The organism is Bradyrhizobium sp. 63_E2_N1_3 (genome assembly GCF_052076005.1).
Taxonomy (GTDB): Bacteria; Pseudomonadota; Alphaproteobacteria; order Rhizobiales; family Xanthobacteraceae; genus Bradyrhizobium; species Bradyrhizobium barranii.
The window spans coordinates 8,557,981-8,571,399 of sequence record NZ_CP197235.1 but is presented as its reverse complement, the minus strand read 5'-3'; the positions used below and the strand labels follow the sequence as shown (position 1 = coordinate 8,571,399).

At 65.4% G+C, this 13,419-nt stretch carries 14 protein-coding genes; 7 read left to right on the top strand and 7 right to left on the bottom strand.

All coding sequences use genetic code 11. The features are described 5' to 3' along the window. Positions 1-131: 131 nt before the first annotated feature. The 5 genes from AB7531_RS40800 (at position 132) to AB7531_RS40780 (ending at position 4,540) form a co-directional block, all read left to right on the top strand. Positions 132-653 carry a hypothetical protein gene (locus tag AB7531_RS40800; RefSeq protein ID WP_063979857.1) on the top strand — a complete coding sequence of 174 codons (522 nt, stop codon included), beginning with the start codon at positions 132-134 and terminating at the stop codon, positions 651-653. Positions 654-699: 46 nt separating this feature from the next. Beyond that, a complete protein-coding gene (locus AB7531_RS40795; protein ID WP_231143696.1) occupies positions 700-969 on the top strand; it encodes a hypothetical protein in 270 nt (89 codons plus the stop codon). 24 nt (positions 970-993) lie between these two features. Then, positions 994-1,584 (top strand): SCO family protein, encoded by a 591-nt coding sequence (locus tag AB7531_RS40790; RefSeq protein WP_014491337.1) that lies wholly within the window; start codon positions 994-996, stop codon positions 1,582-1,584. A gap of 217 nt (positions 1,585-1,801) precedes the next feature. Beyond that, positions 1,802-2,737 (top strand): transporter substrate-binding domain-containing protein, encoded by a 936-nt coding sequence (locus tag AB7531_RS40785; RefSeq protein ID WP_063979856.1) that lies wholly within the window; start codon positions 1,802-1,804, stop codon positions 2,735-2,737. A 159-nt stretch (positions 2,738-2,896) separates the two neighbouring features. Beyond that, positions 2,897-4,540: a lysine--tRNA ligase gene (locus AB7531_RS40780; RefSeq protein WP_063979855.1), complete on the top strand. Its 1,644-nt coding sequence runs from the start codon at positions 2,897-2,899 to the stop codon at positions 4,538-4,540. A 62-nt stretch (positions 4,541-4,602) separates the two neighbouring features. Here AB7531_RS40780 and AB7531_RS40775 read toward each other — a convergent pair whose 3' ends face one another. Both AB7531_RS40775 and AB7531_RS40770 read right to left on the bottom strand, forming a co-directional pair. After that, positions 4,603-5,355 (bottom strand): carbonic anhydrase, encoded by a 753-nt coding sequence (locus AB7531_RS40775; protein ID WP_063985922.1) that lies wholly within the window; start codon positions 5,353-5,355, stop codon positions 4,603-4,605. A gap of 125 nt (positions 5,356-5,480) precedes the next feature. Then, positions 5,481-6,134 carry a S24 family peptidase gene (locus AB7531_RS40770; RefSeq protein WP_063979854.1) on the bottom strand — a complete coding sequence of 218 codons (654 nt, stop codon included), beginning with the start codon at positions 6,132-6,134 and terminating at the stop codon, positions 5,481-5,483. A 293-nt stretch (positions 6,135-6,427) separates the two neighbouring features. Here AB7531_RS40770 and AB7531_RS40765 point away from each other — a divergent pair, with 293 nt between their 5' ends. Further along, complete coding sequence (locus tag AB7531_RS40765) at positions 6,428-6,772, top strand: DUF952 domain-containing protein (RefSeq protein ID WP_063979853.1); 345 nt, start codon at positions 6,428-6,430, stop codon at positions 6,770-6,772. Further along, complete coding sequence (locus AB7531_RS40760) at positions 6,769-7,866, top strand: quinone-dependent dihydroorotate dehydrogenase (RefSeq protein WP_063979852.1); 1,098 nt, start codon at positions 6,769-6,771, stop codon at positions 7,864-7,866. Before AB7531_RS40765 ends, AB7531_RS40760 begins: the two co-directional genes overlap by 4 nt. 99 nt (positions 7,867-7,965) lie before the next feature. Here AB7531_RS40760 and AB7531_RS40755 read toward each other — a convergent pair whose 3' ends face one another. The 5 genes from AB7531_RS40755 to AB7531_RS40735 form a co-directional block, all read right to left on the bottom strand. After that, a complete protein-coding gene (locus tag AB7531_RS40755) occupies positions 7,966-9,291 on the bottom strand; it encodes an MATE family efflux transporter (protein WP_441280275.1) in 1,326 nt (441 codons plus the stop codon). Position 9,292: 1 nt separating this feature from the next. Next, entirely contained in the window at positions 9,293-10,027 is a 735-nt protein-coding gene (locus AB7531_RS40750; RefSeq protein ID WP_063979850.1) for an MBL fold metallo-hydrolase, read from the bottom strand. A gap of 21 nt (positions 10,028-10,048) precedes the next feature. After that, positions 10,049-10,354 (bottom strand): DUF6460 domain-containing protein, encoded by a 306-nt coding sequence (locus AB7531_RS40745; protein WP_063979849.1) that lies wholly within the window; start codon positions 10,352-10,354, stop codon positions 10,049-10,051. A gap of 73 nt (positions 10,355-10,427) precedes the next feature. After that, a complete protein-coding gene (locus AB7531_RS40740; protein ID WP_063979848.1) occupies positions 10,428-12,332 on the bottom strand; it encodes a cisplatin damage response ATP-dependent DNA ligase in 1,905 nt (634 codons plus the stop codon). Continuing rightward, on the bottom strand, positions 12,329-13,366 hold the full coding sequence (locus AB7531_RS40735; RefSeq protein WP_063979847.1) for a ligase-associated DNA damage response exonuclease: 1,038 nt from the start codon (positions 13,364-13,366) through the stop codon (positions 12,329-12,331). Before AB7531_RS40735 ends, AB7531_RS40740 begins: the two co-directional genes overlap by 4 nt. Positions 13,367-13,419 lie beyond the last annotated feature (53 nt).

Sequence of the window (13,419 nt, the reverse complement as noted above, 5' to 3'; positions counted from 1 at the left end):
GCGGGCGCAACACTGGATTTGAATTTGTTTTGAGCCAGCCGGCGCGCCTAGACAAAACCACGGTTACGACGGACGCTAGCAACGCATCACCACCTGACACGCAGATTCGAATTCGACTGGGGCGGGGGACAATGAAGTTTCTGACGGGGTTGCTCGCGGCGGTTCTCCTCATCGCGAGCATGGGGGCTTCTCACGCAGTGGTTCGGATTGCGGATGACCGCGGTGGCCGGATCGGAACCTACGTCGACAGATACCAGGACCTGCGCCAGTCAGGCGACACCGTCATCATCGACGGTCTCTGTGCCTCGGCCTGCACCATCGTCCTCGGCGCCATTCCGCGCGACCGCATCTGTGTGACCTCGCACGCGACCCTCGGCTTCCACGCCGCCTGGGATTTTGGCGCCAACGGCCGTGCGGTGACCAACTCCGAAGCGACCCAGATGCTCTATGCGATGTATCCCTCGCAGGTGAAGCGCTGGATCAACCAGCGCGGCGGCCTCACCCCGCACATGCTGTTCCTGAGGGGCAAGCAGCTCCAGGCCATGTACAAGCCCTGCTACCTCGACGCGCAGGCCTCGACCAACCGCCCCCTGCGCCGGGCTCTCCCGCAGGCGGAAGAGCTGGAGTCCGCTCGGGGCCAGCTGCTTCGCTGACGTCATCGGCGCGATCTGATTCCGGGAAGTATTCCTTGGAGCACCCGTGGCGCTTGCCCGGGCCCAGGCCAACGCCTATTTGAATGGCAAGGGAACGGGGGCCTTCGCCCCGATCGTTGTTATGGCTCAACCACTGCACCCGGCCCAACCGCTACAGGACAATTCGCCCACTGCCGGCCGGCTGCCGTTCGTGCTGCTGTTGGCTGGCGCGGGGATCGGTGGTCTGGTCATGCTCGGTGCGCTGGCGCTCTGGTTCCACTACGGCAGCCAGGTGTTCTTCGAAATGATCAGGACCGGCTTTGCCGCCTGCTTCTGACCTGCGACAGGAAGTTTTCCGCTCATGAGCTCCACCGCCCGTCCGCTGGTGATCGCGACCGCCTTCGCTGCAAGCCTCGTCGTCGGACTGTTGATCGTGTTCTGGGCGATGGGCGGGGTCAGCAAAGTGGCGCAGCCGGCCGCGATCGGCGGCCCGTTCCAGCTCACCGACCAGCACGGCAAGGCCGTCACCGACAAGAACCTGAAGGGCAAGCCGACCCTGATCTTCTTCGGCTACACCCATTGCCCCGACGTCTGCCCGACCTCGTTGTTCGAGATCTCGGAAGTGCTGCGCGCGATGGGCAAGGATGCCGACAAGGTCAATGCCGTCTTCATCTCGGTCGATCCCGAGCGCGATACGCCGGCGACGATGAAGGACTATCTGTCGAGCTTCGACCCGCACCTCGAAGGGCTCAGCGGCGACCCCGCCGAGACCGCCAAGGTGATCACCTCCTACCGGGTCTATGCCAAGAAGGTCCCGACCAAGGACGGCGACTACACCATGGACCACACCGCGCTGATCTACCTGATGGACCGCGACGGGCGGTTCGTATCGCCGTTCAACATGAAGCGGACGCCGGAAGAGGCCGCGGCCGATTTGAAGCGGTATCTCTGAGGACCCTGTTTGGGTGCAGTCCTTTCCACATCGTCATGGCCGGGCTTGTCCCGGCCATCCACGTTCTTGGGCGGGCGAGAAAGTCCGTGGATGGCCGGGACGGGCCCGGGCATGACGGCTGAGAGACCTTTACCCATCCCGCAATCGGCGCTCGCGTTCCCGGCGGGATGGTCTATAACGCCTTCCGATCCCAACGAAATTCGTTCATTTCCCGCCGATGGCCCCGTCGCGACAGGCAAAATCGTCCAAAACCGTGCGCCGCGTCCTGACCGGGCTGGTCGCCTGCGCATGTCTGCTCGCAGGCCTGCCCTCCGCAAAGGCCCAGGCCCCGGCCAAGCAGCCTCCGGCGGCACCCCAGGCCACGCCGCAGGTCGCGCCTCAGGCTGCCCCGCAGGCCGTGCCCGGCTTCTGGGACCCGCGGCGGCGGCCGGAGCGGCCCGACCTGTCGCGCCTGACCGTGATCCGCTTCCTGACCGAGACCGACTATCCGCCGTTCAACTACACCGGCGCCGACGGCAATCCGGCCGGCTTCAACGTCGATCTCGCCCGCGCGCTGTGCGAGGAGATCAAGGTCACCTGCACGGTGCAGATGCGCCGCTTCGAGACCCTGGTCGACGCGCTCTCCTCCAACCGGGGCGATGCCATCATCGCCTCGATGGCGGTGAGTCCGCAGCTCCGCGTCCGCGTCGATTTCACCGATCCCTATTACCGCGTGCCGGCGCGCTTCGCCTCGCGCAAGGATGCGGTGATGCCGGAGATCCGGCCCGAATACCTCGAGGGCAAGAAAGTCGGCGTCATCGCCGGCTCCGCGCACGAAGCCTATCTCAAGGCGATGTTCACCGACGCCGAGCTGCACCCCTATCCCAACGACGACGCGATGCGCGCCGCCTTGCGCAAGGGCGAGGTCGACTTCATCTTCGGCGACGCCATCTCGCTGGCGTTCTGGATCAACGGCACGGATTCCGGCGATTGCTGCGCCTTCTCCGGCGGCCCCTTCGTCGAGAGCCGCTTCTTCGGCGAGGGCATCGGCATCGCCGTCCGCAAGGGCAACGACGTGCTGCGCCAGGCCCTGAACTGGGCCCTGTTCCGCGTCTGGGAGAAAGGCCGCTACACCGATCTGTGGCTGCGGTATTTTTCGGTGAGCCCGTTTTAGTGCCGTAGGGTGGGCAAAGGCGCGCTAGCGCCGTGCCCACCGTCTTTGGCAGTGGTGGGCACGCTTCGCTTTGCCCACCCTACGATTCCACGATAAAGGCGCTGCTACTTTTGCATTCTGCCCGGAAATCGCTATTTTCCGCGGCCCGGAGGCCCCTGAATGTCTGTCATCGATCTTGCCGCGAACCCGAGCGATCTGCGTGCGCTCGCCGAACAATCCAACGCCTGGCCGTTCGAGCAGGCGAAGGCCATTGTTGCGCGGCTGAAGAAAAGCCCGAAGGACGAGGTGCTGTTCGAGACCGGCTACGGCCCGTCCGGCCTGCCGCATATCGGCACGTTCGGTGAGGTCGCGCGGACCTCGATGGTGCGCCATGCTTTCCGTGTGCTCACCGAGGACAAGATCAAGACGCGCCTGCTGGCGTTCTCCGACGACATGGACGGGTTTCGGAAAGTGCCCGACAACGTCCCCAACAAGGAGATGCTGGCCGCGCATCTCGGCAAGCCGCTGACGCGGGTGCCGGATCCGTTCTCCAACGAGTACCCGTCGTTCGGGCACCACAACAACGCGCGCCTGCGCGCCTTTCTCGATCATTTCGGCTTCGACTACGAGTTCGCGAGCTCGACCGACTACTATACGTCCGGCCGCTTCGACGCGACGTTGCTGAAGATGTTAGCTGCCTACGACAAGGTGATGGCGATCATCCTGCCAACGCTCGGCCCCGATCGCCGCGCCACCTATTCGCCGTTCCTGCCGATCAGCAAGACCACCGGTGTCGTGTTGCAAGTGCCGATGATCCGCCGCGACGTCGCGGCCGGCACGGTGACCTATGTCGATCCCGATACCAACCAGGAAGTCGAGACGCCGGTGACGGGCGGCAACGTCAAGTGCCAGTGGAAGGCCGACTGGGCGATGCGCTGGGTCGCGCTCGGCGTCGACTACGAGATGGCCGGCAAGGATCTGATCGACTCCGTGAAGCTGTCAGGCGCGATCGCCAGGGCGCTCGGCGCCACGCCGCCCGAAGGCTTCAACTACGAGCTTTTCCTCGACGACAAGGGCCAGAAGATCTCGAAGTCGAAGGGCAACGGCCTCACCATCGACGAATGGCTGCGCTACGCCTCGCCGGAATCGCTGTCGCTGTTCATGTATCGCGAGCCGAAGGCGGCCAAGCGGCTGTATTTCGATGTCATCCCGCGCAATGTCGACGACTACCAGCAGTTCATCGATGGCTTTGCCAAGCAGGATGGCAAGCAGCAGCTCGGCAATCCGGTCTGGCACATCCACAACGGCCATCCGCCGAAGGGCGACATGCCCGTCACGTTCCAGCTCCTCTTGACGCTGGTGTCGTCGTCGAATGCGGAGAATGCCGAGACGCTGTGGGGCTTCATCGGTCGCTATCGTCCCGGCGTCAGCCCGCAGACGCATCCGAAGCTCGATGCGATGGTCGGCTATGCCATCAACTATTATCGTGACTTCGTGGCGCCGACGAAGCAGTTCCGCGAGCCGACCGAGGTTGAGCGCGCCGCGTTGCAGGATCTGCGCGATGCGCTGTCGCAGCTTCCGCAGGAATCCTCGGCCGAGGACATCCAGAACGTCGTCTACGAGATCGGCCGCCGCGAGCCGTTCCTCGACCAGGTCAAGAAGGGCAAGGACGGCCGTCCGGGCGTGACGCTCGACTGGTTCAACATGCTCTACCAGGTGCTGCTCGGCCAGGAGAAGGGCCCGCGCTTCGGCTCCTTCGTCGCGGTCTACGGCGTGCAGAACGCGGTGAACATGATCGACGGTGCGCTGGCGCGAAGCGCGTAGTAGATGCCGTACGTAGCCCGGATGTCGCCACGCTCATCCGGGCTACAGATTTGAAGCGCGCCTCAGATCGAGCGCAGCACGAAGCGCCGGTTGTCCTTCTGCACCGGGCGCGCGTTCATCGGATAGAGCTTTGCGAACGCAGCGACGTCGGTGGCTGACACCTGGATCGGGTCGGTCAGCAGCAGCCATTCGACGACCTCCGAACAGGGTGGGGTCGTCAGCGAGCCGGAGTAGCGGAAGTAGCTCAGCCTGTGCGGCAGCATGGCGTGGGGATCGATCGCTGCATCGGCCTTCACCGCGGGGCCTTCCGCCGCCGGCATGGTCTTGACGATCTTGCCGAAGGCCGTGTTCGGCTTGCCTTCCGCCATCAGCACGCCGACCACGGCGAGCCCGCCGGCATCGTTGCGATGCACGAAGTGCGCTTCCATCGGAAAGTTCTTGCCGCCGATCATGTGCTCGCTCGGCCGGTGGAAGTGCACCTGGAGCAGCTTGTATTTGACGTCGCCGAGCGTGAGCGTGCTGCCTTCGGCGAAGTTGAGCTGGATCGTGTGCCCGTTGTTGACGATGGTGTCGGCGCTCTTGCCCCAGTTCAGCTTCAGAACAGGCAATTGCGACTTGATCGTCCCCTCGATGTCGATCGGCGATTGTTGCAGGCCGACCGCGCAGGCCTTGTTGGCCGCGTCGAGATCGCCCCATTTGGCCGGGCCGCCGGCGCCCTCGTAGCTCCAATGCGTGCCTTCGGCGGCAAAGGCCGGCTTGCACAGCGGACAAAGCGCGAGACCCGCCAGGGCCTTCAATGCGTGACGGCGATTCATCATATCCCCCTGCGATGAATTTGATCGGCAAAATCGGCCGCAACCTATGCGAGAGGGGTGGTGAGTCGCAAGGTCGCCGGGGCGAGAAGCGGCGCGGCCGGCGTCATGGTCCAGTCACGACGCAATCACTGGCTCGCCCACACGATTCGCGCGATCCAGCCGACGTCGCTCGGCGCCATCGTGTGCTCCGCCTGCGATGCATCGAGCGGCTGCAATTCCAGTGCCTTTGCCGTGCGGCGCTTCAGCGTCGCGACCGTCACCTCGCCCGCCTTGGTCTTCACCACCACGCGATCGCCTCTGCGGATCGGCGCGCGGGGAGAGATCAGGATGACGTCGCCGTCGCGATAGGCCGGGGCAAGCGCATCGCCGGAAATCTCCAGCGCAAAGGCGCGACTGTCCTCGGCGGTGGGAAACGCAAGTTCGGTCCAGCCCTTGCCGGATGGAAAGCCGGATTCGTCGAAAGCTCCGCTCGCGCCGGCTAGTGCGAGGCCGAGCAGCGGCACCGAGCGGCCGTCGCTGGCGTCGTCACCGGTCAACCCGGCAAAGGTGTCCATCGAGGAGCCGGCCGCCGCCAGCGCTTTCGCGATCGATTCGGTGGATGGCCAGCGCTCGCGCCCGTCGGGGGTGACACGCTTGGACTTGTTGAAGGTGGTGGGATCGAGCCCGGCCCGCTTGGCGAGGCCGGACGGCGACAGGCCGGCACGCTCCGCCAGCCGATCCAGCGCTCCCCAGATCTGGTCGTGAGTCAGTATCCTCTGCGCTTTGGCCTGTCTGACCATGGAAGGTCCAGCCCGTCGCAACTCAGGAAAACTGTCCTCAAATCAACCGGTTTTCCGTTTTTCGCGCAAGGGGTGGCGGGAGAAGCATTTTCAAGCGAAGCGGATACCGGTTCGCGTCAAGAAAACGCGTCAAAACAAGAATTTAAAGCCCCGTTCCGATTTCATCGGAACGGAAATGGCTCTAAGCCTTGAGTTCGGAGGGGGCGGCCATTACGGTCGCGCCCGGGTTTTGAGGACCCGCACGAGACGAAAAAACCCAAAAGACTCAAAGAGCAAACAGGGCTGCGTGAGCGGTGGTCAAGATCTACAAAATCTGTCCGGCCTCGGCCTGGCGCGAGGCGGAACGGCAGGGTGTCTACCGGGGCAGCGCGGACGATTCGCGCGACGGTTTCATCCATTTCTCGACCGCGCCCCAGGTTCCCGAGACCTTGCGCAAGCACTATTTCGGGCAGCGCGCGCTGTTCCTGGTCGAGGTCGACGGCGACGCGCTCGGCAGCGCATTGCGCTGGGAGCGCTCGCGCAATGAGGAGCTGTTTCCGCACCTCTATGGCGAGCTCGATCTCGGCGCGGTGCTGTCGGTGATGAATCTCAACATGCGCTCCGATGGCGGCCACGACGTTCCGGAGCTTAACCCGTGATCCGCGCCTTCGACGCCTTTTCGCTGCCGGTGCTGCGCTGGCTCGATCCGGAGGATGCGCATCGCCTCGCGATCCAGGGCCTGCGCTTCCTGCCGCCGGTCAAGCCGCGGCCTGACGATCCCAAGCTCGCCGTGCGTGCCTTCGGGCTCAACTTCCCCAATCCGATCGGCATGGCCGCGGGCTTCGACAAGAGCGCCGAGGTGCCGGATGCGTTGCTGCGGCTCGGCTTCGGCTTCGTCGAGATCGGTTCGGTGACGCCGAAGCCGCAAAGCGGCAATCCGCGGCCGCGGCTATTTCGTCTGGAGCGCGACGAGGCCGTGATCAACCGCATGGGCTTCAACAATGACGGCGCGGAAGTCGCGCTGCGCAGGCTCGCGGCGCGCGCGCAGCACGGCGGCATCGTCGGGGTCAATGTCGGTGCCAACAAGGATTCGCCGGATCGCGTTGGCGATTACGTCAAGCTGATCGAGACTTTTGCGCCGGTCGCGAGCTATTTCACCGTCAACGTCTCCTCGCCGAACACGCCGGGTCTGCGCAATTTGCAGGAAGGTGCGCTGCTGGACGATCTCCTCGCCAGGGTGATCGACGCGCGCGAGCGGGTGCGCCAGAAGGCCGGCGACACGCCGGTGCTGCTCAAGATCGCGCCTGATTTGAGCCTCGCCCAGCTCGACGACGTCGTGCAGGTGGCGCGCTCGCGCCGGGTCGACGGCATGATCGTGGCGAACACGACGATCGCGCGGCCGAGCACGCTGCGCGAGGAAATGCGCGCCAAGGAGCAGGGTGGTCTGTCCGGCCGGCCGCTGTTCCGCCTGTCGACGCGCATGGTCGCGGAGACCTATGTGCGCGTCGAGGGCGCGTTCCCCTTGATCGGCGTCGGCGGCGTGGATTCCGGCGGCGCCGCGCTGACGAAGATCCGCGCCGGCGCGAGCCTGATCCAGCTCTATTCGTCGCTGGTCTACAAGGGCCTCGGCCTCGTCGACGAGATCAAACGCGATCTCACCTCGACGCTGCTGCGGACAGGGCGGGATTCGCTGTCCGAAATCGTCGGCGCCGACGCGGCGACACTCACGGCGGAAGACTGGCCGGGGATGTAGCCACCGTCCAGTAGCCCGGATGGAGCGCAGCGCAATCCGGGAATCTTTCCGCGAGCACGAAGACCCCGGATTTCGCTGCGCTCCATCCGGGCTACGAATCTACGATTTCGGAAACGTCACCCGATACAGCGCCGGATAGCGCGCGCCCTGCAACCCGCCGCGGGCGACGTAGAAGGCGATCAGCGCGCTCCACAGCCCGGCATTGCCGAACGATTGCAGCGCCCACCAGGCCCCGAGAAAGATCGTGAACGATAACAGCATCAGATTGCGCATCTCGCGTGCCCAGGTCGCGCCGACATAGATGCCGTCGAAGCCGAACGCGAACACGCCGGGGATCGGCGCAAGCACGATGAACGGCAGGAATTCGCGCGCGGCGCGGCGGACGTCCTCGCTCGCTGTCATGACATTGATCAGGTTCGGCCCGAACAGCGCGAACAGCACCGCGACGACCAGCGCGAAGCCGAGGCCCCACAGCAGCACCAGCCGTGTCGAGTCCGCAAAGCCCCTGGCATCGCGCGCGCCAAAAGTGCGGCCGCAGAGCTGCTGGGCTGCGTTCGCAAGACCGTCGAGGAAGAACGCGCTGACCAGCAGGAAATTGTTCAGCACGGAATTCGCCGCCAGCGTGACGTCGCCGGCGCGTGCGCCCTTGGCGGTGAAGAACAGGAACACGGCGATCAGCGCCGCGGTGCGGATCATGATGTCGGAGTTCACCGCCAGCAGCCGCATCAGTTTTGCCCGGTCGAGCAGCGTGGCAAGGGGCACCGCAAAGCCGCCATCCGCATAGCGCCGGCAGACGATCACGCCGAGCACGAAGCCAATCGTCTCCGAGATCAGTGCGGCGATCGCCGCGCCCGCGATGCCGGTGTCGTAGACCAGCACCAGCAAGATCGTCGCCGCCATGTTGATGAGGTTGATGACGACCTGCAGCAGCAGCGCCGGATTGGCGCGCGCCTGCCCCACCAGCCAGCCGAGAATGACGTAGTTGGCGAAGGCGAACGGCGACGACCAGATCCGGATCATGAAATAGGTCTTTGCCGCGCGCGTGACGCCTTCGCTGCCGCCCATCAGGTCGAACAGCCCGGCGGCCAGCGGCAGTTGCAGCACGATCAGCGCGGCGCCGATCAGGCCCGCGACGATGAAGCCGCGCACCAGGATCACGGTCTCCTCGCGCGTCTCGCCCGCGCCCAGCGCCTGCGCCGTGAAGGCGAGCGTGGTCATGCGCAGGAAGCCGAACAGCCAGAACAGGCAGTCGAAGATGACGGAGGCCATCGCGACGCCGCCAAGCAGCGCGGCATCGTCGAGCCGCCCAATCGCGGTGGTCGAGACCACGCCGATCAGCGGCGTGGTGAGGTTCGCGACCATCGCGGGACCGGCAATGGCGAACACCTGGCGGGAGCCGATCCTGGGATGAACGGGCGCGTGCATGTCAGAACACGAGCACCATGCCGTCTTCGGCGGCGAGATGCGGTACGTCGTCCAGGCGCGACAGCATGTCGTCGCTCATATGGGTGAGGACCAGGCGTTTCGCGCCGATTGCTGGCAGATGCTGTTCCAAGGTCTTCAGGCTGAGATGGTTCTTGACCACCTTCTCGTACATATAGGCTTCAGCAATGAAAAGGTCCGCGCCATGCGCCAGCGGAATGAGTGTCTCCGTCCATTCGGTGTCGGCGCTGTAGGCGAGCGTACGGCCTTCAACCTCGACGCGGTAGGCCAGATGCGGCCCGCCGGATTCGCCGTGCACCACCGGGTAGGGCGTTACATTCACTCCGCCGAAGGATTGGCTTTGCCCAGGCGCGAGTTCGATGACGTTCAGCTCGAAGCGCTGCTTGGTCTTCGAGGAGTGCTCGAACAGCGCCTCCATCACTTGGGCGAGCCGCGTCTCGAGGCCTTGCGGGCCCGCGATCGTCAGCGGCCGGGTCCGCCGCGAGAATTGCGCATCGAGCAGGACAAACGGCAGCCCGGCAAAATGGTCGCCGTGGAAATGCGTGATGAGAATGAGGTCGATCTCGTTGCGGTCGATCTCGAGTCGCTTCAACGCCGGCAGGGCCGACGCGCCGCAATCGATCAGGAAGTTGGCCGCGCGCCCCGAGACGTGGAAGCAGGTGTTGAGCCTGCCGCCCGAGCCGAAGGCGTCGCCGCAGCCGACAAAGCGTAACTGCATCGGCTGCGGGCTCCCAAATCCTTACCTGTTGCGCGGCGCGCCGAATACGCGCGAGAGCAGCCAGATCGGAACCACGATGACGGCGCCGAGCAGGAAGTAGCGCCACAGCCAGTTCACCGCGTCGAAGCCGAGATCCCAGAGGCGCTGGAACAGCAAGCGGATGCTGTAGATGATATTCCAGGGATCGAAGCCGATCGCGGCGAGCACGACGCCGACCAGGATCGAGAGCAGGACCAGGCGAAACGCGACCGCCAGCGGCGAGCCGCCGAGAAAGCGGTTCAGCCCATCGCTGCGGCCGGCCGGCAAATCTCTGACGTCTTGGACCATCTCAAAACTCCTCGCGGGGATTCGACCCCATTATAGGTCACGGCGGGGCACATGGGGAACCCGCATTCCCTCGTCAATGGCTGTCGGCGGACGCTGCAACCTTAATTGTTGGTAGGGATTCGTCAGCCTTCAGCATCTTTTCCAGCGTTTCCAGCCGGTCGGCCTCGCGCGGCGGCTTGTCCCAGCGCAGCCGGCTGATGCGGGGGAAGCGCATGGCGACGCCGGATTTGTGCCGCGGGGAACGCTGCAGCCCCTCGAACGCCACCTCCAGCACGAGCCCCTTGTCGCGCTCGTGCACGACGTGGCGCACGGGGCCGAATTTCTCGGTGGTGTTGCGGCGGACGAAACGGTCGATCTGCAAGAGCTCCTCGTCGGTGAAGCCGAAATAGGCTTTTCCGACCGGCACCAGCTCCTCGCCGGCTTCGCCTTCGGTCCAGACGCCGAAGGTGTAATCGGAGTAATAGGACGAGCGCTTGCCGTGGCCGCGCTGCGCATACATCAGCACGGCATCGATGATGTGCGGGTCGCGCTTCCACTTCCACCACTGGCCTTTTGGCCGCCCCGGCAGGTAAGGCGCATCGCGCCGCTTCAGCATGACGCCTTCGACGGCATCAGCATCCGCACCCGCGCCGGCACTCGCGGGATCGGCGCGCGCCGCGGTCAGCGCCTGCCAGCTTGCGAAAGGCACGGTCGGCGACAGGTCAATGCGGGGATCGTCGAGCTTGCCGATGAACGTCTCCAGCCGTTCGCGCCGCTCCGCGAAAGGCAGCTCGCGCAGATCGTTCGCGTCGTCGCCGAGCAGATCATAGGCGCGCAAATGGATCGGAAATTCCTTGATCAGCTTCGGCGAAACGACCTTGCGGTTGAGGCGCTGTTGCAGAACATTGAAACTCTGCACGCGGCCTTCGCGCAGGATCAGAAGCTCACCGTCGATTGCGCCCGCGAGCCGCAGCGACGGCACGAGATCCGGAAAGCTCCCCGTGATGTCCTCGCCGGTGCGCGAATAGAGCCGCGCCGTGATCTGCCCGCGCTCATCGCGGCCCGCCACCGCCTGCACGCGGATGCCGTCCCATTTCCATTCGGCGATGTAGTCGGCGGGATCAAGCGCGGCGAAATCCGTGTCCTCGATCGCGTGCGCGAGCATCACCGGCCGGAACGGCGCGGGATCGCGATTGACCGGCTTTTCGCCGCGGCCTTCGAGCCAGGCGAACAGGTCGAGATAGGGAGGGCTGAGCCCCGGCCAGATCAGCTCGACCTCATGCGGGTCCTTGTCGCCAAGCGCTGCGGCTGCAGTCTTGGCGAGGCGCGCGGAAATGCCGATGCGCAGCGCGCCGGTGACGAGCTTCAGCAGCGCCCAGCGGCCGGTCTCGTCAAGCTCGTCGAGCCAGCGTTCGAGCTGCTTTGGCAGCTCGGTCTTGCCGAGCGTGCGCAGCGTGGTGACGACCTCGGTGAGGGTTGGGGGCGGCGGGTTGTTGTGGTTGCTTGGATGTGTGGACTCATGAGCATCCCGCCCGCGGTACCCCTCTCCCTGCCCCTCCCCCGCAAGGGGGGAGGGAACGGAGAGAGTGGTGCCTCCATCACTCGCTGAATCACTGTCGGTCGTGATGCTCACCGGCCGCCGCGCGCTCCGCTGCGCTCCCTCCCCCCTTGCGGGGGAGGGAGGGGGAGAGGGGTGGCCCGGAAAAGATTCGTCATGACCGGGCACCCGCCGCGGCCACATCAGCGCCACCGTCTCCGAGAGATCGCCAACGTAATCGTAAGACAACCCGAACAGCACCTCATCCGTGCGCGCCGCGATCAGATCGCGGATCAGCGCGGGCTTGGCATGCTTGAAGCTCAGCGCGCCGGTCAGCGCGGCCAGGGCGTAGCCGCGGTCGGGATCGCCGACCTCGCGGAAATAGCCGGTGATCAGCCGCAGCTTGTTGTTGCGGCCGGGCTCGTAGGCGAGGCGATCCAGCAGTTCGGCGAAGCGGTTCATGCTTCGGCCTCATCTTGAAGCGGTGTCTCGCTCTCCTCCTCGTCGCCATAGCCGACGAGATCGAGCGGTTGCGCGCGAAGACCTTGCGACTTGCACCAATGCACCAGTGCGTCTTCCTGGCCGTGCGTCACCCAGATCTCGCTGGCGCCGGTCGCCGCGATGGTCGCGGTGAGGCCATCCCAATCGGCATGGTCGGAGATCACCAGCGGCAGCTCGATGCCGCGCTGCCGTGCGCGGGCACGCACCCGCATCCACCCCGAGGCAAAGGCGGTGACGGGGTCGGGAAAGCGCCGCGTCCAGAGGTCCGAGGTGGCCGACGGCGGCGCCAGCGTGATGGTGCCGGCGAGCGCCGCCTTCTTGACGCCCAGCACCGGCTTGAGCTCGCCGAGATCGATCCCGCGGCTCTGATAGTACTCGGTGATCTTCTCCATCGCGCCATGCAGGTAGATCGGTGCGTCATAGCCGGCCTGTCGCAACAGCGCGATCACGCGCTGCGCCTTGCCGAGCGAATAGGCGCCGACGAGATGCGCGCGCTCGGGAAACAATGCAACGGAGGCCAGCAGCTTCCTCACCTCGCCGGCGGCATCGCCATGGCGAAACACCGGCAGGCCGAAGGTGGCTTCAGTGATGAAGACGTCGCAGGGCACGAGCTCGAACGGCGTGCAGGTCGGGTCGGGCGCATCCTTGTAGTCGCCGGAGGCGACGATGCAGGTGTCCTTGCAGGTCACGGCGATCTGCGCCGAGCCCAGCACGTGACCGGCCGGGTGAAACCTCACGCGCACGTCGCCGAGCCGGATCTCCTCGCCATAGCGGATCGCTTGCGTCGAGCCGGCAAAGTTCTCGCCATAGCGCAGCCGCATCATGTCCAGCGTTTCCTGCGTCGCCAGCACCGCGCCATGGCCGGCGCGGGCATGGTCGGAATGGCCGTGGGTGATCACGGCCCGCTCGACCGGGCGGACAGGGTCGATGTGGAAGGTGCCGGGCTTGCAGCACAGGCCGTCAGCAGTTGGCAGCAGGATGTCTTGCGGACGCATATGCGTCATATAGGGAGCGGCCACCCCAAATGAACCCGTGATGCGCGGGCTTG

Excerpts from the sequence above, each read along its gene's own strand:
- AB7531_RS40800 (WP_063979857.1), top strand. The coding sequence starts at position 132 with ATGAAGTTTCTGACGGGGTTGCTCGCGGCGGTTCTCCTCATCGCGAGC.
- AB7531_RS40790 (WP_014491337.1), top strand. The coding sequence starts at position 994 with ATGAGCTCCACCGCCCGTCCGCTGGTGATCGCGACCGCCTTCGCTGCA.
- AB7531_RS40785 (WP_063979856.1), top strand. The coding sequence starts at position 1,802 with ATGGCCCCGTCGCGACAGGCAAAATCGTCCAAAACCGTGCGCCGCGTC.
- AB7531_RS40780 (WP_063979855.1), top strand. The coding sequence starts at position 2,897 with ATGTCTGTCATCGATCTTGCCGCGAACCCGAGCGATCTGCGTGCGCTC.
- AB7531_RS40775 (WP_063985922.1), bottom strand. The coding sequence starts at position 5,355 with ATGAATCGCCGTCACGCATTGAAGGCCCTGGCGGGTCTCGCGCTTTGT.
- AB7531_RS40770 (WP_063979854.1), bottom strand. The coding sequence starts at position 6,134 with ATGGTCAGACAGGCCAAAGCGCAGAGGATACTGACTCACGACCAGATC.
- AB7531_RS40755 (WP_441280275.1), bottom strand. The coding sequence starts at position 9,291 with ATGCACGCGCCCGTTCATCCCAGGATCGGCTCCCGCCAGGTGTTCGCC.
- AB7531_RS40750 (WP_063979850.1), bottom strand. The coding sequence starts at position 10,027 with ATGCAGTTACGCTTTGTCGGCTGCGGCGACGCCTTCGGCTCGGGCGGC.
- AB7531_RS40745 (WP_063979849.1), bottom strand. The coding sequence starts at position 10,354 with ATGGTCCAAGACGTCAGAGATTTGCCGGCCGGCCGCAGCGATGGGCTG.
- AB7531_RS40740 (WP_063979848.1), bottom strand. The coding sequence starts at position 12,332 with ATGAACCGCTTCGCCGAACTGCTGGATCGCCTCGCCTACGAGCCCGGC.
- AB7531_RS40735 (WP_063979847.1), bottom strand. The coding sequence starts at position 13,366 with ATGCGTCCGCAAGACATCCTGCTGCCAACTGCTGACGGCCTGTGCTGC.